This window comes from Priestia aryabhattai (assembly GCF_023715685.1).
GTDB classification, from domain to species: domain Bacteria; phylum Bacillota; class Bacilli; order Bacillales; family Bacillaceae_H; genus Priestia; species Priestia aryabhattai_B.
Genome location: NZ_JAMBOQ010000001.1, coordinates 1,246,521 through 1,268,423, shown reverse-complemented (window position 1 = coordinate 1,268,423; position 21,903 = coordinate 1,246,521). Strand labels below are relative to the sequence as shown.

At 38.0% G+C, this 21,903-nt stretch carries 20 protein-coding genes and 1 riboswitch; of the genes, 13 read left to right on the top strand and 7 right to left on the bottom strand.

The window, feature by feature from the left end:
• Window position 1 precedes the first annotated feature (1 nt).
• Window positions 2–2,413 (top strand): glycogen/starch/alpha-glucan phosphorylase, encoded by a 2,412-nt coding sequence (locus M3225_RS06525; RefSeq protein WP_251391813.1) that lies wholly within the window; start codon window positions 2–4, stop codon window positions 2,411–2,413.
• Between the two features lie 38 nt (window positions 2,414–2,451).
• Here M3225_RS06525 and M3225_RS06520 read toward each other — a convergent pair whose 3' ends face one another.
• Window positions 2,452–3,249: a TIGR00266 family protein gene (locus tag M3225_RS06520; RefSeq protein WP_251391811.1), complete on the bottom strand. Its 798-nt coding sequence runs from the start codon at window positions 3,247–3,249 to the stop codon at window positions 2,452–2,454.
• A 94-nt stretch (window positions 3,250–3,343) separates the two neighbouring features.
• The gene (locus M3225_RS06515) at window positions 3,344–4,096 is read right to left on the bottom strand and encodes a TraR/DksA C4-type zinc finger protein (RefSeq protein ID WP_251391809.1); all 753 of its coding nucleotides are present in this window, start codon (window positions 4,094–4,096) and stop codon (window positions 3,344–3,346) included.
• A 352-nt stretch (window positions 4,097–4,448) separates the two neighbouring features.
• Here M3225_RS06515 and M3225_RS06510 point away from each other — a divergent pair, with 352 nt between their 5' ends.
• From M3225_RS06510 to M3225_RS06475, 8 genes are all read left to right on the top strand, one after another.
• Complete coding sequence (locus tag M3225_RS06510) at window positions 4,449–5,870, top strand: isochorismate synthase (protein ID WP_251391807.1); 1,422 nt, start codon at window positions 4,449–4,451, stop codon at window positions 5,868–5,870.
• Window positions 5,857–7,611 carry a 2-succinyl-5-enolpyruvyl-6-hydroxy-3-cyclohexene-1-carboxylic-acid synthase gene (menD, locus tag M3225_RS06505; RefSeq protein ID WP_251391806.1) on the top strand — a complete coding sequence of 585 codons (1,755 nt, stop codon included), beginning with the start codon at window positions 5,857–5,859 and terminating at the stop codon, window positions 7,609–7,611. The genes M3225_RS06510 and menD overlap by 14 nt, the downstream gene beginning before the upstream one ends.
• A 3-nt stretch (window positions 7,612–7,614) precedes the next feature.
• Window positions 7,615–8,424 carry a 2-succinyl-6-hydroxy-2,4-cyclohexadiene-1-carboxylate synthase gene (menH, locus tag M3225_RS06500; RefSeq protein WP_251391804.1) on the top strand — a complete coding sequence of 270 codons (810 nt, stop codon included), beginning with the start codon at window positions 7,615–7,617 and terminating at the stop codon, window positions 8,422–8,424.
• Window positions 8,425–8,440: 16 nt separating this feature from the next.
• Window positions 8,441–9,259, top strand: coding sequence for a 1,4-dihydroxy-2-naphthoyl-CoA synthase (gene menB, locus M3225_RS06495; RefSeq protein WP_116074065.1), 819 nt, complete (start codon window positions 8,441–8,443; stop codon window positions 9,257–9,259).
• A gap of 82 nt (window positions 9,260–9,341) precedes the next feature.
• Window positions 9,342–10,805, top strand: a complete 1,464-nt coding sequence (locus tag M3225_RS06490) for an o-succinylbenzoate--CoA ligase (protein ID WP_251391801.1) — start codon at window positions 9,342–9,344, stop codon at window positions 10,803–10,805.
• Between the two features lie 3 nt (window positions 10,806–10,808).
• Window positions 10,809–11,912 carry an o-succinylbenzoate synthase gene (gene menC, locus M3225_RS06485; protein ID WP_251391799.1) on the top strand — a complete coding sequence of 368 codons (1,104 nt, stop codon included), beginning with the start codon at window positions 10,809–10,811 and terminating at the stop codon, window positions 11,910–11,912.
• A 281-nt stretch (window positions 11,913–12,193) separates the two neighbouring features.
• Window positions 12,194–12,379, top strand: a riboswitch (cobalamin riboswitch).
• Between the two features lie 133 nt (window positions 12,380–12,512).
• Window positions 12,513–14,756, top strand: a complete 2,244-nt coding sequence (locus tag M3225_RS06480) for a ribonucleoside-diphosphate reductase subunit alpha (RefSeq protein WP_251391797.1) — start codon at window positions 12,513–12,515, stop codon at window positions 14,754–14,756.
• A gap of 16 nt (window positions 14,757–14,772) precedes the next feature.
• Window positions 14,773–15,816 carry a ribonucleotide-diphosphate reductase subunit beta gene (locus M3225_RS06475; RefSeq protein ID WP_013059560.1) on the top strand — a complete coding sequence of 348 codons (1,044 nt, stop codon included), beginning with the start codon at window positions 14,773–14,775 and terminating at the stop codon, window positions 15,814–15,816.
• A 29-nt stretch (window positions 15,817–15,845) separates the two neighbouring features.
• Here the strand turns inward: M3225_RS06475 and M3225_RS06470 are convergent, their stop codons facing one another.
• Both M3225_RS06470 and M3225_RS06465 read right to left on the bottom strand, forming a co-directional pair.
• The gene (locus tag M3225_RS06470) at window positions 15,846–16,049 is read right to left on the bottom strand and encodes a hypothetical protein (RefSeq protein ID WP_251391795.1); all 204 of its coding nucleotides are present in this window, start codon (window positions 16,047–16,049) and stop codon (window positions 15,846–15,848) included.
• Window positions 16,050–16,115: 66 nt separating this feature from the next.
• Window positions 16,116–16,274, bottom strand: coding sequence for a DUF1540 domain-containing protein (locus tag M3225_RS06465; RefSeq protein ID WP_013059558.1), 159 nt, complete (start codon window positions 16,272–16,274; stop codon window positions 16,116–16,118).
• Window positions 16,275–16,481: 207 nt separating this feature from the next.
• Here M3225_RS06465 and M3225_RS06460 point away from each other — a divergent pair, with 207 nt between their 5' ends.
• From M3225_RS06460 to M3225_RS06450, 3 genes are read left to right on the top strand one after another with little or no spacing between them, the layout of a single operon-like run.
• The gene (locus M3225_RS06460; RefSeq protein ID WP_028411863.1) at window positions 16,482–16,763 is read left to right on the top strand and encodes a DUF2325 domain-containing protein; all 282 of its coding nucleotides are present in this window, start codon (window positions 16,482–16,484) and stop codon (window positions 16,761–16,763) included.
• A gap of 54 nt (window positions 16,764–16,817) precedes the next feature.
• Window positions 16,818–17,573, top strand: a complete 756-nt coding sequence (locus M3225_RS06455) for a hypothetical protein (protein WP_251391793.1) — start codon at window positions 16,818–16,820, stop codon at window positions 17,571–17,573.
• A 15-nt stretch (window positions 17,574–17,588) separates the two neighbouring features.
• On the top strand, window positions 17,589–18,047 hold the full coding sequence (locus M3225_RS06450) for a flavodoxin (protein WP_251391792.1): 459 nt from the start codon (window positions 17,589–17,591) through the stop codon (window positions 18,045–18,047).
• Window positions 18,048–18,077: 30 nt separating this feature from the next.
• Here M3225_RS06450 and M3225_RS06445 read toward each other — a convergent pair whose 3' ends face one another.
• Both M3225_RS06445 and M3225_RS06440 read right to left on the bottom strand, forming a co-directional pair.
• Window positions 18,078–19,115, bottom strand: coding sequence for a cytochrome d ubiquinol oxidase subunit II (locus M3225_RS06445; protein ID WP_251391791.1), 1,038 nt, complete (start codon window positions 19,113–19,115; stop codon window positions 18,078–18,080).
• 15 nt (window positions 19,116–19,130) lie between these two features.
• Complete coding sequence (locus M3225_RS06440; protein ID WP_251391790.1) at window positions 19,131–20,465, bottom strand: cytochrome ubiquinol oxidase subunit I; 1,335 nt, start codon at window positions 20,463–20,465, stop codon at window positions 19,131–19,133.
• 152 nt (window positions 20,466–20,617) lie between these two features.
• Between M3225_RS06440 and M3225_RS06435 the strand changes: the two genes are divergently transcribed.
• Complete coding sequence (locus M3225_RS06435) at window positions 20,618–20,863, top strand: type B 50S ribosomal protein L31 (protein ID WP_251391789.1); 246 nt, start codon at window positions 20,618–20,620, stop codon at window positions 20,861–20,863.
• A gap of 29 nt (window positions 20,864–20,892) precedes the next feature.
• On the opposite strand, the gene M3225_RS06430 is transcribed toward M3225_RS06435, so the two are convergent.
• On the bottom strand, window positions 20,893–21,852 hold the full coding sequence (locus tag M3225_RS06430) for a metal ABC transporter substrate-binding protein (RefSeq protein ID WP_251391788.1): 960 nt from the start codon (window positions 21,850–21,852) through the stop codon (window positions 20,893–20,895).
• Window positions 21,853–21,903: the final 51 nt, after the last annotated feature.

Sequence of the window (21,903 nt, the reverse complement as noted above, 5' to 3'; positions counted from 1 at the left end):
ATTGTTCTCTGATAAAAAAAGCTTTCAAGAGACTTTTTTAAAAAAGCTGGAAATGACATATGGAAAGAGCTTTAAAGAATCTACTGTTCAAGATCACTATCATACATTAGGAAATATGGTGCGAGAGTATATTAGCAGCGATTGGATTTCAACTAATGAAATTCATCGGTCTTCACATACAAAGCAAGTGTATTATCTGTCTATCGAATTTTTATTAGGCAGACTATTGGGTCAAAATCTGTTGAACTTAGGAATTCGAGAAGTGGTAAAAGAAGGATTAAGTGAACTGAATATTTCACTTGAAAATATTGAGGAAATAGAAGTAGACGCAGGATTAGGAAACGGCGGGTTAGGCAGGCTAGCTGCTTGTTTTTTAGATTCTCTTGCTTCACTTAATCTTCCTGGCCACGGTTATGGCATTCGCTATAAACATGGTTTGTTTGATCAAAAGATTGTAAACGGCTTTCAAATTGAGCTCCCAGAACAGTGGTTAAGGCACGGGAATTCATGGGAGGTACGCAAATTAGATCAAGCCATAGAAGTGAACTTTTGGGGCGAAGTCGAAATGGTACAGGAAGACGGAAAATTCTCTTTTCGTCATGTAAAAGGAGAACCCGTCTCCGCTGTTCCTTATGATATCCCGGTTATCGGGTATGAAACAGATACAGTGAATACACTTCGCCTTTGGAATGCGGAGCCTTCATCATTTCCAGTACATAAAGATGTGATGGAGTATAAGCGTCAAACAGAGGCTGTATCAGAATTTTTATATCCGGATGATACACACGAAGATGGCAAAATATTAAGATTGAAACAGCAATATTTTCTTGTGTCAGCTAGCTTACAAAGTATTATCAGAGCGCATCGAAATACCTATCAAACACTTACAAACTTTCACGAAAAAGTAGCCATTCATATTAATGATACGCATCCTGTACTTGCGATTCCTGAGCTAATGAGAATTTTACTAGATGAAGAAAAAATGGAATGGGAAGATGCATGGCATATTACATCCAATACCATATCATACACAAATCATACGACTCTTTCTGAAGCTCTTGAGAAATGGCCTATTGATTTATTTCAACCTTTGCTCCCACGTGTATATATGATTATTGAAGAAATTAATGAACGCTTTTGCAAAGAATTATGGGAAGCATATCCGGGAGACTGGCAGCGGATTGAAAATATGGCTATTTTAGCGCACGGGTTGGTAAAGATGGCTCATTTAGCGATTGTGGGAAGCTATAAAGTAAACGGCGTGGCAAAAATTCATACTGATATTTTAAAAGAACGAGAAATGAAAGATTTCTATCAGTTTTATCCTGCTAAATTTAACAATAAAACGAATGGAATTACCCACCGGCGTTGGTTATTAAAAGCTAACCCGCAGCTTTCCTCCCTTATTACCGAGGTGATAGGAGATAAATGGATTAAACAGCCGCATTCTCTTATAAAGCTCCAAGAGTATGTGGAGGATCCAAGCTTTTTACAAGGACTAAGAACAGTAAAACAGCAGCGTAAAAAGCTGCTTGCCGATATTATTCAAGAGCAAACAGGAATTAAAATAGATTCAAATTCTATTTTTGATGTACAGGTTAAAAGGCTTCATGCTTATAAAAGGCAGCTTTTAAATGTACTGCACATTATGTATTTGTACAATCGATTAAAAGAAGACCCTAATTTTCAAATCGTTCCTCGTACATTTATTTTTGGTGCGAAAGCTTCTCCCGGCTATTATTATGCAAAAAAAGTCATAAAGTTAATTAATTCTGTAGCTGATGTTGTCAATCATGATCCACAAACATCACCGTTTTTAAAAGTCGTTTTTTTAGAAAACTACCGAGTGTCGCTTGCTGAGTATATCTTTCCAGCAGCCGATGTCAGTGAACAGATTTCAACCGCCAGCAAAGAAGCTTCAGGAACGGGAAATATGAAATTCATGATGAACGGAGCGTTAACTCTTGGTACCATGGATGGAGCAAATATCGAAATTAGCGAGGCAGTAGGAAAAGATAATGTCTTTATTTTTGGATTAAAAGCCGAAGAAGTGCTGAGCTATCAGCAAAATGGAGGATACCGTGCCTATGATTATTATCATCATGATAAGCGGATTCGACAAGTGCTCGAGCAGCTTACGAACGGTTTCTTACCTGACACATATGACTTATTCGAGCCTATATATGATTCATTATTAATGCAAAATGATGAATACTATGTACTTCGTGACTTTGACTCATACGTTACGGCACAGCAAAAAGTAAACGAAGCTTATAGAAACGAAAATAAATGGCTTCAAATGAGTGCGACGAACATTGCCCATTCCGGCTTTTTTTCTAGTGATCGAACGATTGAGGAATATGCATCTGATATTTGGGGAATTCGCTCCACTAAAAATTTATTAAATCAATAAATATAAAAGGTGTAGTCTTTGGCTACACCTTTTATATTTTACCGGTTGTCACCGTTTAAGAAATCACCTAAAGAGCCAAGGATACTGCCTTCACCTTTACCTCCCGTTGGTGAAACTGCACTTGATAAAATGCGATCGGCTAGTCGGCTAAAAGGAAGAGATTGAATCCAAACTGTTCCTGGTCCTGACAGAGTAGCAAAAAACATGCCTTCTCCTCCAAACAGAGCGGTTTTAATTTTCCCTACATATTCGATGTTGTAGTTTACATCATGGGTCATGGCCACTAAACATCCAGTATCCACACGAAGACGTTCGCCCGGTTGCAGCTGCCTCTTATGAATGGCACCGCCTGCGTGTAAAAATGCCAGGCCGTCACCTTCTAATTTTTGCATAATAAAGCCTTCACCGCCAAAGAAGCCCGTTCCTAGTTTTTTTTGAAAATCAATGCCAACGGATACGCCTTTGGCAGCGCATAAAAAAGAGCTTTTTTGACAAATGATTTTATGATTCAACTGCTCTAAATCAACAGGAATAATCTTACCTGGAAAAGGTGAAGCGAAAGATACCTTTCGTTTGTGATATCCGTTATTTGTATATACCGTCATGAATAAACTTTCACCAGTTAATACGCGTTTCCCAGCTCCTTTTAGTTTATTAAAAAGCCCGCTGCTGTTGGAGGAAGAACCATCACCAAAAATGGTTTCCATTTCAATATCATCTTCCATCATCATCATTCCTCCAGCTTCTGCTATAACGCTTTCTGAAGGATCTAATTCAATTTCAACAAACTGCATGTCATCTCCATACAGTTTATAATCAATTTCATGTGCATTCATATTTTCACCTCATTATTAATTCTAATCTCCTACTTATTCGATGTCATCTCCTATAGCTCCTACTAAAAATAGAAAAAAGGAGTAGTATGAAGAACTACTCCTTTTCAGTGTATGGATCTTTCTCATAGGCCGGTAAATCTCCAAATATGGTCATCGTACCTTCTTCATCCAGTGCATTTTCATATCGCTCATGCTCTTTTGAAGGGTAAACAGGAAGAGGCTGTCCATATAAATCAGTAGCGGCAAAGTTTTCATAATCTTCAACGTACCCAATAGCTTCATCTGCTTCAATATAGGTTTCACTATAGTTAGACGTATCTTCTATAAAATCAGAAGGAGATTCAGACGTCCCGTAACGCGCAACGTCTTGCCAAGAATCTTCTGCGTCATATCCTGTCGTTTCGGTATCATCATAGTCGTATTGGCCAAATGGGTGGTGGAGAACATTTTCTTCAACAGGTCTGTGCGTGGGAATATCCTGTGATGGACTATGTTCTCTACAGTATAAAGTAGTTGGTACAGCCTGAAGTCTTTCAAACGAGATATCTGCTCCACATACTTTGCATGTCCCATACGTGTTGTGAGCGATTGCCTGAAGTGCTTCTTCTATTTCATGTAGCTCTTGTTTTGCATGTTCATTTAGTGCAAGGTCTTTTTCACGCTCGTATGTTTCCGTCGCTGTATCACCAGGGTGGTTATCATAACTTGAAAGTTCTCCTACAGCATCGTGAGCGTCGCTTCGTGTTAGACCAAAATGATCATTTTGGTCAAAGTGCGATTGAATATCAGCCTGCTGCTGCTGTAAATTTTGTTTTAACTGACTGATTTCTTGTTTTGAAAGTGTCATGAAGCTCCCCCTTAAAAATTTATTGTGCTTTTGTAGTATGTGTTAAAAATTCAAAAAAACACGATTCATATTAGGAGTATTTGGGGTATCCATGAAGCTAAGAGAGAAAAGGATTGGAAAATTAAAGAAAGTTAAAGGTTGTACAAAGGGGTATGATAAAAACAACGTTATCGAGGTCTAAGGAGTACTGAATAGATCATAAAGATTTTTGGTTCATTTAATGAAAAGGCATAATTTAGACAAGCGAAATTAATTTTTTCTCGTGAATCACGATGCTAGATTTTTTTGAACTGAAAGTTTATAATAAGTTAGTTACAGACTTAAGAAAAAAAGATGAACGGGGGGACGTAGTGTGATTGCAACGACCGAACAGTTAGTACAAGAATACATTAAAGATGCGATTGAGTGTGCAAAAAATGAAAATCAGCCAAAATTGGTCAGTTTAGTGAAAAAAGTAAGACCTATTGACCCCCTTATTTTTTATGCGAACGGACATGACCAGTTTTATAAAGAACGCTTTTTTTGGAAAGATCCCAACAGTTATTATACATTTGTTGGATTAGGATATGCGCATACTATTTGCACCAATACGGCAAAAGAACGTTATTTCCACATTGAAAACGAATGGAAGCGCTTTATAAAAGAAGACTTTTATAAAAATAACCAAATTTTCCCTGATGGGACAGGTCCTCTTTTATTTGGAGGATTTTCATTTGACCCAAATCAGTATCGAGAAAACTATTGGAGTGATTTCCTGAGTTCAAAATTTATGATTCCAACTGTGTTATATACGCAGGTAGACAAAGAAGCATATCTTACCGTTAATATGATGATTAAAGGACAAGATTCTGTAAAAGAACGCATCAATTATTTTGAAGAGATCCAAAAACTTGTTCTTTGTGAAGAGTACGACGGGGAGTCTCATATTTCACCTTTGTTATTGGAAAAAGAGGAAATTGGGGTAGAGAAATTTAAAGGAAATGTTGAAAGAGCTACTACGTTAATTAAGCAACAGGCTATAGAGAAAGTGGTTCTTGCTCGGCAATTAAAAGTAAAATTTAATGAAGATATTTCTACTGAATACGTGCTTCAGCGTCTGTTAAAGGAACAGCCAACTAGCTACACATATATTTTAGAGGGAGAGCATCAGCATTTTATCGGCGCTTCCCCAGAGAGACTAGTGCAAAAACAAGGAGATTATGTGTTTTCCACTTGTTTAGCGGGCTCGATTCCAAGAGGAAAGACAAGGCAGGAAGATTATGAACTAGGTGAGGAATTGCTTCAAGATCCTAAGAACTTAATTGAGCACGATGTTGTTGTTCATATGATTAAAGAAGCGATGAATTCTTATTGTTATGAAGTAGAAATTCCAAGTAAGCCAAGTTTATATAAAACAAAGCATATTCAACATTTATATACACCTGTTAAAGGGCGTATAAAGGAAGATGTGACGCTATTTTCATTTATTCAAAAGCTCCATCCAACACCAGCGCTAGGAGGATATCCTCAACGGGAGGCCCTGCCTATTATTCGAAAACTAGAGTCCTTTGACCGAGGGTGGTATGCAGCTCCTTTAGGATGGATGGATATCAACGGAAACGGTGAATTTATAGTAGGAATCCGCTCCGCTGTTATTCAACAAAAAGAAGCAGTTTTATTTGCGGGCTGTGGAATTGTAGCAGATTCTACGCCTGAAAGTGAATATGAAGAAACAAGAATTAAATTCAACCCGATGCTTTCAGCTTTAGGAGGGATTATGCGTGGAACACATTAAGTCATTAACAACGTATATTGCGTCATTCGTGGATGAATTAGTAGAAGCAAATGTTGAAGAAGTAGTGGTCAGTCCAGGGTCACGGTCAACACCTATTGCGATGCTTATGGCTGAGCACCCTGATATTCATGTGCACTTAAACATTGATGAACGGTCCGCGGGCTTTTTTGCTCTAGGAATAGCAAAAGCAAAGAAAAAACCAGTGGCGCTTGTATGTACATCTGGAACAGCTGCAGCGAATTATTATCCGGCAGTAATTGAAGCTCACTACTCGCGCATTCCTTTAGTAGTTATCACAGCGGATCGACCACATGAGTTAAGGGATATAGGTGCGCCGCAGGCAATTAATCAGCATCATCTTTTCGGTCAATATGCGAAGTGGTTTGTAGATACAGCTTTACCAGAAGAAAGTGCAGAAATGAATCGTTATATTCGAACAGTAGCTTCAAGGGCTGTTCATACAGCTCAAACTATACCGAGCGGTCCTGTACACATTAACGTACCTTTACGTGAACCGATTGTACCAGATTTGTCTATTGAAGATTTATGGAGTCAGGGGAAACGCGGTAAATCATATGTGGCTGCTATTCATGGAGAAGCATCTTTATCTGAAAAAGGATTCGAAGAAATTGCGAAGCGCTTAGAGGGAACAGCAAAAGGACTTATTATATGCGGAGATCAAATGTCTTTAGAAGCAGTAGAAAGCATATGCCGCTTAGCTGACTGTTTAAGCTTTCCAGTGCTCGCAGATCCGTTATCACAATTAAGAAGCGGCAAGCATTCAAAAGAAAATATAATAGAGACATATGATACATTTTTAAAAAGTGATAAGATTGATGAGCATTTTTATCCAGAAGTTGTCATTCGTTTTGGCGCGATGCCGGTATCGAAACCGCTATTGCAATTTTTAAAAGCACATGAACCGAAAGAAATGTTTGTAGTTGACCAAGGTAAAGGCTGGAGAGATCCTACTTTGCGCTCAACAGTGATGATTGAAGCCGATGAAACATTATTTTGTGAAGAACTGATCAAGCGTCTTTCAGCGAACCAAGAGGAGTCTACTTCATGGCTGAGCTTGTGGAAAAAGATTAATGCTCAAACTGCACAGGCTCTGAGAACATTAACTTCTGGCCAGGAATGGTTCGAAGGACAAGTGGTTCAAGAAATTGTTGATGTAGTACCTGAAGGCACGGCTTTGTTTGCGGGAAATTCAATGCCTGTTCGAGATATTGATTCTTTCTTTTTAAATACGGAAAAAGATATTCCACTCTTTGTAAACCGAGGAGCAAATGGAATTGATGGTGTGGTTTCATCTGCTCTAGGCGTAAGTACAGCTTACGATCACACCGTTTTATTTATTGGTGACTTATCGTTTTATCACGATTTAAATGGCCTGCTGGCAGCTAAAATGCATGATTTAAATTTAACCGTTGTGTTAGTTAACAATGATGGCGGAGGGATTTTTTCATTTTTACCCCAGTCAAAACAAGAAAAGCACTTTGAATTTTTATTTGGTACGCCAACGGGATTAAATTTCGAGCATGCTACTCGTCTGTATGATGGAACATTTTCTTCAGCAAGCAGCTGGGAAGAATTTCGACATGCAATGAACCATGCTTTCACAAAAGGCGGGTTACATGTTGTAGAGATTCGTACAACTCGTACAGGAAATGTAGAGACTCATCGCAGTTTGTGGAAACTTGTTTCCGAGGAAATAAATTTGTCAAACGGTGAGGAATAAGCAATGATGTATCAATTAAATGGTGTATCTTACTATGTGCACACCGAGGGAAAAGGAGAACCGCTGCTGTTGCTTCACGGCTTTACCGGTTCTTCTCAAACCTGGCGTACCTTTATGAAGAAATACGTTAAAGATTATCGAGTGATTGCTGTTGATATTATTGGCCATGGTCAATCAGCACCTCCGAAAGAAATCGAACCATACTCAATGGAATCAGTTGTTGAAGCACTGCATGAGTTGCTTCACCAACTATCTCTTTCACAAGTAAATATAATTGGATATTCAATGGGAGGAAGGCTTGCTCTTTCATTTGCTCAGCGATATCCCCACCTTGTGAAAAAGTTGGTATTAGAAAGCGCATCGCCTGGTTTAAAAACGAGAGAAGAACAAAAGTTAAGAAAAGAAAAAGATGAGCAGTTGGCGAGCTTCATTATGAAAAATGGGATTGAGGAATTTGTTGAATTTTGGGAGGGAATCCCTCTTTTTGATTCTCAAAAGCAATTGCCTAGCCATGTTCAAGAAGCGGTGCGTAAAGAAAGACTTTCTCATACAGAAATCGGCCTTTCCAACAGTTTGAAAGGAATGGGAACAGGAGTCCAGCCGTCCCTTTGGGAGAAGCTAGACGATCTGTTGATGCCGGTTTTGCTTATTACAGGAGAAGTAGATCAAAAGTTTTGTTTAATTTCCAAAGAAATGCAAACATTAATACCAAATGCTGCTTCTAAAATTATTTTAGGGACAGGTCATGCAATTCACGTGGAACAACCTGAGATTTTTGGTAGAATAGTAAGTGAGTTCTTAGCTACTACATAATTAGGAGGAAGTAAAGATGACAGTTGAATGGACATCAGTACGTCAGTATGAAGACATTTTATACGAAACATATAACGGAATCGCTAAAATTACGATTAACCGTCCGGAAGTGCACAATGCATTCCGTCCAAAAACAGTAATGGAATTAATCGATGCATTTGCTTATGCTCGTGACGATGCAAGCATTGGAGTAATTGTATTAGCAGGTGCTGGAGATAAAGCATTTTGTTCAGGCGGAGACCAAAAAGTTCGTGGCCATGGCGGCTATGTAGGAGAAGACGAAATTCCACGTCTAAACGTTCTAGATTTACAGCGTTTAATTCGCGTGATTCCAAAGCCGGTTGTCGCGATGGTATCAGGCTATGCAATTGGTGGAGGTCACGTTCTTCACGTTGTATGTGACTTAACAATTGCAGCGGATAACGCAGTCTTTGGACAAACAGGTCCTAAGGTTGGAAGCTTCGATGCAGGATATGGCTCTGGTTACTTAGCTCGCATCGTAGGTCATAAGAAAGCGCGTGAGATCTGGTTCTTATGCCGTCAGTATAACGCTCAAGAAGCACTAGACATGGGATTAGTAAACACAGTCGTTCCATTAGAGCAGCTTGAAGCTGAAACAATTCAATGGTGTGAAGAGATGTTAGAAAAAAGTCCAACGGCTCTTCGTTTCTTAAAAGCAGCATTTAATGCTGATACGGATGGCTTAGCTGGTATCCAGCAATTTGCGGGTGACGCAACGCTTCTTTATTACACAACGGACGAGGCAAAAGAAGGTCGCGATGCATTTAAGGAAAAACGCAATCCAGACTTCCAACAGTTCCCACGTTTCCCTTAAACAGCTGAAACAGCTTGGTGATTATCATCAGGCTGTTTTTTCAATTTGATTTAGTTAATCAGTATAAAAAGGAGAGAAATCCATGAGTAGCCAAACGATTCCTAATGGGCTTATGCAAAGAGCATATTTGACGCCAAATCGAGTGGCGGTAGAAACACCGCAAACGTCTCTTACTTTTCAAGAGCTTCATAAGCGTGTTCAAAAAGTAGCACAGCAGCTTTCGTTTAACGGTGTAAAGCAAGGTGATACCATTGCTTTATGCATGAAAAATAGCTTGGAGTTTATTGAGATTTTACATGCGGTTTCTTATATTGGTGCTCGGGTGCTGCTCGTCAACATGCGTTTGACAAATGAAGAAATCAATTATCAGCTAACAGATGCAGATGTGTCGTTGCTTATTACGGATGATGCATTTTTACTTAGAGAATTCCAAAGTTCCATCACTCAGCTTATTTTATCTGCCTTAAAAAGTTCTCCAGAAACAGAAACGGATTTTCAGAAAACGTGGAATCTCGAGGAGACGTTCACCATTATGTATACGTCTGGAACAACAGGTAATCCAAAAGGGGTGCTACAGACATATGGAAATCATTGGTGGAGTTCCGTTGGTTCAGCACTTAATTTAGGATTAAATGAAAAAGACTGTTGGCTTATAGCAGTTCCTTTGTTTCATATTAGCGGCTTATCTATTTTAATGCGAAGTGTCTTTTACGGAATGAAAATTATTTTAGAAGAACGATTTGAAGCAAGAGCGGTGAATGAAGCAATTGAAAACAAAGGAGTAACGATTATTTCGGTTGTCACTTCCATGCTATCCAATATGCTTGATGAATTAGCTGAACGGAAATATCCAAATACATTTCGCTGTATGCTTTTAGGAGGGGGACCCGCACCGCTTACCATTTTAGAGGCTTGTGTGACTAAAGAGATTCCTGTTTATCAAACATATGGAATGACAGAGACATCTTCACAGTTCGTTACGCTCTCACCTGAAGATAGTTTGCGAAAACTTGGATCAGCAGGTAAACCATTATTTCCATGTGCAATGAAAATTGTAGATGAGAATGGAAATGAAACACGTGAAGCAGGAGAGATTATTGTTAAAGGTCCAAATGTTACAAAAGGATATTTAAACAAACCTGAAGCTACTAAAAAAGCCCTTCAACAAGGTTGGTTCTATACAGGAGATATCGGGAAAGTGGATGAAGAAGGCTTTCTATATGTATTAGACAGACGTTCGGACCTCATTATTTCAGGTGGAGAAAATGTATATCCAGCTGAAATTGAAAATGTTTTATTGAAGCATCCCACTGTTAAAGAGGCCGGTGTAACAGGAGTAGCCGATGAAAAATGGGGACAAGTTCCAGCAGCATGCATTGTTACAAATGAAGATGTTTCAGATGAAGAGTTATCTTTACACATTCAACAATTTTTAGCAAAGTACAAACTTCCAAAGTATTTCGTACGAGTAGAGGAACTGCCAAGAACGGCCTCTAATAAAATCATACGCCGGAAGCTATCATCGTTCATACAGAAAGGGAATTAATCGATGATTATAAAAAAAGTACATCTTTATAAAATTGACATGAAGCTTCTTTCCCCTTTTTCAACAAGCTATGGTACGGTGCAGGATCGAGAATTGATTTTGCTTGAAGTAGAAGATGAAAAAGGATTTACAGGGTGGGGAGAAGTCGTTGCTTTTTCATCTCCTTGGTATACGGAAGAAACGATTCAGACATGTTTTCATATGTTAGACGATTTTTTAATTCCTTCGCTTCTTCATCAGCAAGTTCAAAAACCAGAGGATGTTCAAAAGTTATTCAAACCTCTAAAGCGAAACAACATGGCTAAAGCAGCTTTGGACTGTGCTGTATGGGATTTGTATGCAAAGCGGCAAAATAAGCCGTTAGCTGAAGTAATTGGCGGAGTAAGGCCTGCTGTAGAAGCTGGAGTGGTAGTTGGCTTAAATGATATTTCCATAATGAAAGAACAAATAAAGACTTACATGAAAGATGGCTATAAGCGCTTTAAAGTGAAAATTAAGCCAGGTGCTGACTATGAGTTACTAAAACAAATTCGGGATGAATTTCCAACCATTCCTCTTATGGCTGATGCTAATTCAGCCTATACGTTAAGCGATAGTGATTCATTGAAAAAACTAGATGAATTGAATTTAATAATGATCGAACAGCCGTTAAGTTCTGATGATATCCTTGATCATCGATTATTGCAAAAGCAAATGAAGACGCCGATTTGCTTAGATGAAAGTATTGTGAGCTATGAAGATGCACGTCATGCAATCGAACAAAAAAGCTGTAAGATTATCAATGTGAAAATCGGTCGAGTTGGCGGAATGTCCGTAGCAAAGCAGATTCATGATTTATGCGCCCAGCACGGTGTAAGGCTTTGGGTGGGAGGAATGTTAGAAGCTGGGATTTCACGAGCTCATAACATCGCCCTTGCCACACTGCCTTCTTTCACGATACCAGGTGACATTTCTGCGTCGTCTCGCTATTGGGAAAAAGATATTATTAAGCCCGAAGTAGAGGTAGAAGCCGGAGTAATAAAGGTGAAGGCAAAACCGGGGATAGGATACGATATTGATAAAAAGTTTATAAAAAAAATCACAGCATTTGAAAAAGAATACAAATAATTAAAAACCGTTTTTTTTATGAAAAACGGTTTTTTTTATTGACGTTGTCAATGTTTAGTAGAAAAATAGGACAAATTTTTTAAAAAGAGCACATTGTTCCATCAAGCGTGTCAAAACATGTTATGATGGAATAGTTTGATGAAAAAAGTCGAAGGGTTTTATCGTAAAAAACAAAATTATTTTAGAAAATAGGTTGATAGTTTTCTAAGTTGTCCTATATAATGTGTTTATAACATAACACAATATGTTGTTTTGGAATTGATGATAAAATACTATATTTTGTGTTTTCCAGTGAAAAAGGTGTCTGATAAAAAGACTTAAAAGGGAATTTGGTGAAAATCCAAAGCTGTCCCCGCAACTGTGAATGCTGATGAAATAAGGAGATCCACTGTGAGTAAACATCATGGGAAGGCCTTAAAGTAAAAAGAAGCATAAGTCAGGAGACCTGCCTTTTTTATGTCGTTTTATCTTCTTCGGGAGGTGAGAGGGTAGAGCGAGGATTGAGAAAAGACTTAGTGTCTTCTTCTATCTTCGTTCTATTCGCTCACCGAGGTACGGTGAGCGATTTTTTATTTTGAAGTGAAGAGAGGAGCCATATTTATGGTGAATACATTAAAGCCTACAATTCTACATGAATTAACTGCATATATTGAACGTTTAAAAAAAGAATTTACGCAGCTTGATTTTTCTTTGTATGAGGAAAAGGTTATTCAAACTGTTACAGTAAAGGAAAATATGACGGACGAAAAGGTTGCAAACGTACTAATTTTGGCAGCCCTAGAGCGTATTTCAATGGAAGAACCAGATTGGACGTACGTAGCGGCAGACGTCTACTTAAACGAACTATATCGAAAAGCAGCGGACAACCGAGGCTATGATAAAAAAGAGAAGTACGGTTCGTTTTATCAGCTTATTCAAGAATTAACAAAAATCGGCATTTATAATAAACAACTATTAAAAACATATACAGAAGAAGAAATTAATGAAATTGCTTCAGTCATTATTCCTGAACGCGATCGTTTATTTACATACATTGGATTGTTGACATTAGCAGATCGCTATTTAGCGACATCGCATGATAAGCGCGTATACGAACTACCGCAAGAACGTTTTCTTATCATTGCTATGACGCTGATGTCTCAAGAAAAGAAAGAAAATCGAACAGCATTAGTAAAAGAAGCATACTGGGCGCTTTCTAGTCTATATATGACGGTTGCTACCCCAACACTTTCAAACGCAGGAAAGAGCTATGGACAGCTATCTAGCTGCTTTATTGATACGATTGATGACAGCTTACGCGGTATTTACGATAGCAATACAGATTTGGCCACACTTAGTAAAAATGGAGGCGGAATTGGTGTATACCTCGGTCATATTAGAAGCCGAGGAAGTGATATAAAAGGTTTTAAAGGCGTATCATCAGGAACAATTCCATGGATGAAACAGCTAAATAATACGGCTGTAAGTGTCGATCAGCTAGGTCAACGACAAGGAGCTATTGCCGTATATTTAGACGTATGGCATAAAGACATCTTTTCATTCTTAGACGCGCGTTTGAACAATGGTGACGAACGCCAGCGCACGCATGATTTATTCACTGGCGTATGTTTGCCAGATTTGTTTATGGAAAAAGTAGAAGCACGTGAAGACTGGCATTTATTCGATCCTCACGAAGTTCGTACGCTGATGGGCTACTCGTTAGAAGATTTTTATGATGAAGAAGAAGGCAGCGGTTCGTTCCGCACTCGTTACGCTGAGTGTGTAAATAATGAACAGCTTTCAAGAGAAACAGTACCTGCTATTGAAATCTTCAAGCGCATTATGATTTCGCAGCTTGAAACCGGAACGCCTTATATGTTCTATCGTGATACGGTTAACCGAGCTAATCAAAACCGCCACGCGGGCATGATTTACTGCAGCAACTTATGTACAGAAATCACGCAAAACCAAAGTACAACGGTAGTAACAGAGGAAATTACGGAAGACGGAAAAATTATCATTACAAAGAATCCGGGCGATTTTGTCGTATGTAATCTTTCTTCTATTAACTTAGCTAGAGCCGTAACTGAAGATGTGCTTGAACGTTTAATTCCAATTCAAGTACGCATGCTTGATAATGTTATTGAGCTAAATGATTTGCCGGTACTTCAAGCAAAGCTAACGAATCAAAAGTACCGCGCAGTGGGGCTTGGCACATTTGGTTGGAACCATTTGCTTGCCTTAAAGAAAATAGCATGGGAGACAGATGAAGCGGTAGCATATTGCGATGAATTGTATGAACAAATTTCTTACTTAACCGTCCAGGCAAGCATGAACTTAGCTAAAGAAAAAGGCGCATATCCATTATTTAAAGGCTCAGATTTTGAGTCAGGCGCTTATTTTGAAACACGTGAATACACAAGCGAGGCGTGGAATGAACTGCGTAACGAAGTTCAAAGCAATGGGATAAGAAATGGATACTTAATGGCTGTAGCACCTAATTCATCAACATCTATTATCGCCGGTTCTACTGCAAGTATTGATCCGATTTTCCGTAAGTTTTATTCAGAGGAAAAGAAAAATTATAAAATTCCGGTGACGGCACCAGATTTATCACCAGCAACAAACTGGTATTATAAGTCCGTTTATTTAATTGATCAGCACTGGAGCATTAAGCAAAATGCAAAGCGACAGCGCCATATTGATCAATCCATTTCATTCAACTTATATGTACAAAACGATATCCGAGCAAAAGAGTTACTGGATCTTCATATGACGGCATGGAAAGAAAAATTAAAAACGACCTACTACGTACGTTCAACATCAAGTGAAGTCATTGAAGAATGTGAAAGCTGTCATAGTTAAAAGGAGTGAATAATTGATGACAAGCATGTTAAAACGAGAATTAATGAACGAAACAGCTCCGAACCGCTCGACAGGAATTATCAACGGCAAGAGCTCAAATATTCTAAACTGGGATGACGTCCGATTTTCATGGGCGTTCCCTAAATACAAGCGTATGCTAGCTAATTTCTGGACGCCGTTTGAAATTAATATGGGTCAAGATATTAAGCAGTTCCCTCAGCTAACGGCTGACGAACAAGAGAGCTTTTTGAAAATTATTGGCTTGCTTGCGCTACTGGACAGTATTCAATCGGATTATGCTAGCAAAGTAGCTGACTATGTAACCGATTCTTCGATTAATGCTCTAATGATTATTTTAGCGCAGCAAGAAGTGGTTCATAATCATTCGTATTCATATGTATTATCAAGTCTTGTACCAAAAGGAAAACAAGATGAAGTATTTGAATACTGGCGTACAGATGAAAAGCTTCGAGCTCGAAATGACTTTATTACAAATGGATATAAAGCATTTAGCGAAGAAGCAACGGTTGAAAACTTTTTGAAGTCTATGGTATATGATGTTATTTTAGAAGGCCTTTTCTTCTATAGCGGATTTGCGTTCTTCTATAATCTTGCGAGAAATCAAAAGATGGTGGCGACATCTACGATGATTAACTATATCAATCGTGATGAACAGCTGCACGTTGGGTTATTTGAAAAGATTTTCAAGGAAGTACTAAATGAAAATCCAGCTTATCGTACAGAGGAGCTGGAAACGTTTGTAGTTGAAACGTTCCAAGAGGCAGCCCGTCTTGAAATTGAATGGGCGGAATCTGTTATTGGGGAAAAATTTGACGGCATCACCATGAAAGAGCTTCAGCAGTATATTGAATATATGGCTAATAAACGCTGTAATCAGTTAGGCTTCGGTCGAGCTGCTTTCCCAGAAGCACCGATTGAAAATCCTCTTCGTTGGATTATTGCTTATCAAGAGGTAGATTTAGGAAAAACTGATTTCTTTGAACAGAAATCAAGACAATATACAAAAGCATCAGATGCGAATGGATTTGATGATCTATAAACACAAAAGCTGACTAATTTCTTTATTGATTAGTCAGCTTTTTTTAAGTGAATAAGTCCAAGTTCTAACGCACGTGTGGTAATTAAGTCATCAATTTCTTCTGGAATGTTTTCAAGTGTTCCCCATTTGTATGTCCATAAATGAGTAAACGATTGTACATAGATGGGAAAGGTTTGTTTATTTGCTTTTATTGCTTCTTCTTTAAAAAAATGAATTAGCTGTTCAGTCTTCATATTATTCTCCTTTTTTATTATCTAGAAGAGAGCAAAAAGACAACCAAGAGGCTGTCCTTTTGCGGGTTACGCTTCAGTTGGCTTGAACGTTTTACAGTCTGTTTCATAGCTGCTTGCTGCATGTTTTCCGCTATGACTTACCACGTAAATTTCTTCTGCGCTGCAGTGATTTCCATTTTTCCAAAAGTGACAGTTATTTACTTCACAAAGAATGTTTTGTTCCAACGTTAACCCTCCTTTGTATGTGATAGCTATAGTATGGTCAAAATTCAAATAACTTATAAGAAAGATGGTAGACTTTCATTTTAATCGAGAATTTTTATCAATTAAACATTGACAAAGAGAATCATTCTCAATTAGACTGTGTATATAGTAAAGAATACAGGTTGTTGTCAAATCATTAAATGAATAATTAATTGGGAGGGAACAAACATGTCATCAGTTATGGTTGTAGGAGGAGACAGGTTAAAGCATATTACAGATCGTCTAGCGGGAGAAGGGTTTAATGAAGTGATTCATTTAGATGGACGTAAAAGCAATATGGTTAAAAGAGAAATCCCTGAACATATTGGGTTTGTATTAGTTATTACGGATTTTATTAATCACAATATGGCAAAAGTCATTAAAGAGAAAGCAAAAAAACAGCAAAAACCGATTTATTTTGTCAAACATTCATGGAGTGCTATTCGTAAAGTGATTGAACAGATTTCATGATTTAATTTTTAATTATTGTTGAGAATGAATTTCAATTAGGGTGGTGAGGCATAGATGGAACCGATAAAAGTGTATATAAAGACACTCTCCAACGACCACATCGAACAATTTATTCGATGTCCGTACAAATTTTATCAGCAGCAGCTTCTTCTGAAAAAAACATCTATAGATTGGAAACAGCATGTTCAAGTAACTGTCCATCAAATTATTAAAACATACTATAGCAAGCCAGTTCAGTATCGCTCAAACCTCTATGTTTTACAGCTTATTGAAAAATATTGGCGCCTAAAGCCAAATATGTTTTCATCACCCATCCACTATTACGAGGTGTTAGCTAAAGTAAGTGATTATTTACTGAGGTTTTTAGGAGAGAAAGCACATGTGGAGCTACCACTTTTTGTGTTTGAGAAATACAGTGTTTATGTAGAAGAAATTCAAAGTAATCTTTCTCTAACGATTGATTTTGCTGCATGGACAGAGAAGTCCTATACGGTAACGAAGATTATTCTAGATGACCATGAAGAAGTGAAGAGTGCGATGAAAGATTTTATCATCGTTTTTTCCAGACAAGCATTTAAAAAGGTTCCTGAACAAATCCGCTTTTATTCATTATTAACGGGAAAAACAACAACTTATCATATTGCACCAGACGATTATAAAAAAGCAATACTTCAACTACATATTGTCAAAAGTGTGTTAATGGAACCAAAACATTTTCAGAAGAATTATGCATCCAGCGAGTGTGAAAACTGTCCTCTTAAACAAGAATGTGCTGAAGAAGGGGATGTGCCGCCAACACTGCTGGTGTAAAGGAGCGTCATTGAAATGAAGGAAATCTTACTAGCCTATGCGAGTATGTCAGGCAACACAGAAGCGATAGCCGATTTGATTGAAGAAGAATTAGTTAAACGTGGATTGCATGTGAAACGAGCAGAAGTATATGACATCGATGCTTCCGATCTTGTATCCGCAGAATCTATTATCTTTGGAGCTTATACGTGGGGAGACGGAGAGCTGCCAGATGATTTTTTAGATCTTTATGATGAAATGGATAACATGGATTTCAGCCAAAAGCAGGTGGCTGTCTTTGGTTCAGGTGATTCATCATATGATATTTTTTGCGGAGCGGTTGATTTGATTGAAGAAAAAATAAAGGAACGAAATGGAAATGTAATCGTTCCTGGTTTAAAAATCGAGCTCTCTCCGTTTGGCGAAGACGTAGAAAAATGTAAAATGTTTGCTAGAGATTTTGTTGAAGTAGTAGCAAAATCTGCTGCTTCATAAGAAAACCCAGTCATGTGCTGACCGGGTTTTTTAATATGGCTTCTTTTTGCTATATTCTTTATTATCTTTCATAAATAGACGCCAGAAATAAAAGAATCCAGGAAATAAAATAGCAAAGCCAACAATATACACAATAAATAAAGAATGAAACGCATCGGGATGTGTAAATCCATTCTCAATCGTTACGTTTGGATAGACAACATAAGGTAAATGGCTTCGCCCGTATACGTAACTTGCTAAGAAATATTGAAGGATAATGGATACCACGGCTAAACGAGGCATTCCTTTTCCTCTTTGAGAAGGCAGGAGCAAGGCAATGCCAGCTACTACAAATAAACCTACAGACCCGTAAAGAAGGGGCTTAAACTGCATCATTTTATCGTATAACCAGCTTGCTTCTGATTTCATTGTAATCATAATAAAGATAGCCATTAGCAGCGAAAGAGGTCCTGTAATGAGTGCATCACGCCGATAGACCGCATAAGCTTCCATTTCGTCAGATGACTTCGAGTAATCTGCTAATAACAAAGACGACAGAAACAGCGAAGAACTGATGGCAAATCCGATAAATGAATAAACGTGTGGACTTGAAAATACTTTTGCTAAATTTAATTGCTGCGTTCCGTCAATTATATCAATAAATCCACCTTGACTTACTGGCAGTACAGCGATTAAAAAAGCAGGAATTAAAACGCCAGATATACCGGATATATAAACCAATGCTCTCCGATATTTAAAACTGCTAGCATAATGTGAAAACACTAAAAAACCGCTTCGAATAGATAAGAGAAGTAAAATGATACTTCCGGGTATTAGTAACACTGTTCCAAGCGTAAATGTAGCTCGAGGAAAAAAGCTAAACAGCGCAACAACAATCGCAACGATAAATACATTGGTTACTTCCCAAGTAGGCGATAGATATCTGTTTGCTACATCTGTAGCATTTGTTTTCGTACGATTAATATATACCATCGACCAAAAGCCAGCTCCAAAGTCCATCGTCCCCATTACGGCATAGATAAAAATGAAGCCCCATATTACAGTAATTGCTAGTAATGAATCAGCCATATTCTCACATCCTTTTTAATCTGCTTGCGCAGCAAGCTCTTTAGAAAGCGGGTTTCGTCTGAAATAAAATACCAGCACAAGGGCCACAGCGGCCACGAGTACGATATAAACAAGCAAAAATAAAAAAAATAAAATATGCAAATTAGCAGAAGTGGTAACCGCTTCTGATGTACGCATGATGCGGTAAATGACCCAAGGTTGTCTTCCTGTACATGCAAAAATCCAGCCGAATTCAATGCCCATAATAGCGAGAGGGCCAGTTGCGACAAATGCCCACATGAAAATTTCCGGGAAGCTTTTCTTCTTTAAAAACTTGTGCCAAACAATGCCCACTAGCGCCACTAAAATTAAAATTGATCCGATAATTACCATACCGTTAAACAAAGTATGCACGAAAAGCGGCGGCCAATAATCTCTAGGGAAGTCATTAAGTCCAGTAATCACTGTGCCAAAGCTATTACCTGACAAGAAGCTAAGCATCCAAGGAAACTCAATCCCATACTTGACTCGCTGTTCTTTTTCATCCGTAAATCCCCCTAAAGCTAATGGAGCGTGGTCTTGCGTTTCAAATAGTCCTTCAGCCGCTGCAAGTTTTTCAGGTTGATATTCGTATACTTTTTGCATGGATTCATGTCCATTCAAAGCCGTCACAAAAGAAAAGATTCCGCCAATTACCAATCCCATCATCAACGCTTTATGATGAAATTTATATTCTCTTGGATTATGTTTTCGCGCACGAAGCATTTTAAAGGCAGCCACTGAAGCAATGACAAAGCCTCCGGTTGTATAGGCAGAAACGGCTACGTGGCCAGACGTTACAAAGAAACTAGGATTAAAGAAAGCTGCCCAAGGATCTACGCTTGCAATTTCTCCATTTAAAATTCGAAATCCAGCAGGTGTTCCTTCAAATGCGTGCACGTTTGTAATTAAAACGGCAGAGGCAAGAGCTCCTATTGCCACTAAAATCAGACTAATAATCCGCATTTTTCGAGAAATACGGTCCGCTGCGTATACATAAATAGAGAGGAAAAGTGCTTCAATAAAGAAAGCATAAATTTCAATTTGAAAGGGAAGAGCCATTACTTTTCCTACGATTTCCATAAAACCTGGCCAAAGCAACGCTAATTGAACACCAGCAATCGTTCCCGTAGGAATTGCGACTCCAAGGAGGACAGCGGCTCCTTTTGTCCAGCGCTGTGCCATAAGTTCATAATCTTTATCTTTTGTTTTGTAGTAAAGAATTTCAGCCAATAAAATCATGAGAGGAATGCCGACGCCAAGAGTGGCAAAAATAATATGTACTCCCATGTTTAGACCAAACATTGAACGTGCAGTAACTAAATGATCCATTCATTTTTCAACCTTTCCAGTAAAGTATTGATAAACCTTATTGTCCACTTTTTACCACGCTTTATGCATCGGAATTGGTAAAACATATCGCTTGAAAATAGTAATCATTACGATTATAATAAAGGTATATTGTTTTAAAGGAGAGATATTTTATGAAAACAAATATTCATCCAGACTATCGCAAAGTTGTATTTATGGATACAAATAGCGGAACATCATTTTTATCAGGTTCTACAAAACAATCAAATGAGACCGTTCAATGGGAAGATGGCAACACATATCCGCTTTTAAAAGTTGAAATCAGTTCAGATACACATCCATTTTATACAGGAAAACAAAAATTTGCTGATAAAGGCGGCCGTGTAGAACGCTTTAAGCACAAATATAAATTACAATAAAAAACTAGCCGAGAGGCTAGTTTTTTTTATTAATATAATGCTTTTTTCAACGTATCAATATTGTGTTGCATAATGGAGAAATAATCTTCCTTATTTTTAACATCGTCTTTCGTTAATGACTCTAAGTTATGAAGTGTCAAAGCTTGAGCTCCCACTTCGTTTTTAACAAGCGTAGACACTTTAGGTTTTAAATTTTGATCAAAAATAAAGTATTTGATGTTGTCTTGTTTTGCCTGTTTTACGATGTTTTCTAATTGTTTTTGAGACGGTTCATTTGTAGGGGATAAACCCGCTACGCTAATTTGCTTTAAGCCGTATCTTTTTTCCCAGTAGCCGTAAGCTGCATGTGATACTAAAATTTCTTTATGAGGTGCGTCGCCAATCGTTGTGTTTAGCTCTTGGTCTACATCTTCAAGCTGAGCTTTTAACGCTTGGAAGTTCTTTTCAAATTCTGCTTTTTTATCCGGTTTTAATTCAACAAGTTCATTTTTAATATTTTCTGCTAATTGAATAGCTAAAATAGGATCAAGCCAAACGTGAGGGTCTGTATCTCCGTGGTTATGCTCTTCTTCATGAGCATGTTCGTCCTCGTGGGCATGCTCATCTTCAGAACTCTTTGCTAATTCAATTCCTTTTGCAGCTTCTACTAAAGCTACATCTTCATTTTTTAGTGTAGATTGTGCTTTATCTGCAAAACCTTCAAGTCCAATTCCTGAGTAAACGAATGCGTCCGCGTTTGCGATTTTGACCATTGTTTTTGTTGTAGGTTCAAATGAGTGAGCATCTACACCGGTTGGTAAAATACTTTTAGCTTCTACATATTTTCCACCGATTTTTTCAGTAAAGTCCTGTAAAGGGTAAATTGTTGTATAAACTTCTAATTTTTTGTTTTTATTATCAGATGCGTTATTTGCACTGCTTGAACTGCACCCTGCAAGGGATGTTCCAATTCCTAATGCAAGCACCATTAAAAGTGGTTTGAATTTCATTATGTTTCTCCTTCCGTTCGTATCGTAACCATTTATGACCTATGTTATTAT

Coding starts and splice junctions, on each gene's coding strand:
- M3225_RS06445 (WP_251391791.1), bottom strand. CDS start 19,115: ATGGCTGATTCATTACTAGCAATTACTGTAATATGGGGCTTCATTTTT.
- M3225_RS06430 (WP_251391788.1), bottom strand. CDS start 21,852: ATGAAATTCAAACCACTTTTAATGGTGCTTGCATTAGGAATTGGAACA.
- M3225_RS06460 (WP_028411863.1), top strand. CDS start 16,482: ATGTCATCAGTTATGGTTGTAGGAGGAGACAGGTTAAAGCATATTACA.
- M3225_RS06435 (WP_251391789.1), top strand. CDS start 20,618: ATGAAAACAAATATTCATCCAGACTATCGCAAAGTTGTATTTATGGAT.
- menH (WP_251391804.1), top strand. CDS start 7,615: ATGATGTATCAATTAAATGGTGTATCTTACTATGTGCACACCGAGGGA.
- M3225_RS06515 (WP_251391809.1), bottom strand. CDS start 4,096: ATGACACTTTCAAAACAAGAAATCAGTCAGTTAAAACAAAATTTACAG.
- M3225_RS06520 (WP_251391811.1), bottom strand. CDS start 3,249: ATGAATGCACATGAAATTGATTATAAACTGTATGGAGATGACATGCAG.
- M3225_RS06440 (WP_251391790.1), bottom strand. CDS start 20,465: ATGGATCATTTAGTTACTGCACGTTCAATGTTTGGTCTAAACATGGGA.
- M3225_RS06490 (WP_251391801.1), top strand. CDS start 9,342: ATGAGTAGCCAAACGATTCCTAATGGGCTTATGCAAAGAGCATATTTG.
- M3225_RS06470 (WP_251391795.1), bottom strand. CDS start 16,049: ATGAAGACTGAACAGCTAATTCATTTTTTTAAAGAAGAAGCAATAAAA.
- M3225_RS06450 (WP_251391792.1), top strand. CDS start 17,589: ATGAAGGAAATCTTACTAGCCTATGCGAGTATGTCAGGCAACACAGAA.
- M3225_RS06480 (WP_251391797.1), top strand. CDS start 12,513: ATGGTGAATACATTAAAGCCTACAATTCTACATGAATTAACTGCATAT.
- M3225_RS06475 (WP_013059560.1), top strand. CDS start 14,773: ATGACAAGCATGTTAAAACGAGAATTAATGAACGAAACAGCTCCGAAC.
- M3225_RS06455 (WP_251391793.1), top strand. CDS start 16,818: ATGGAACCGATAAAAGTGTATATAAAGACACTCTCCAACGACCACATC.
- menB (WP_116074065.1), top strand. CDS start 8,441: ATGACAGTTGAATGGACATCAGTACGTCAGTATGAAGACATTTTATAC.
- menC (WP_251391799.1), top strand. CDS start 10,809: ATGATTATAAAAAAAGTACATCTTTATAAAATTGACATGAAGCTTCTT.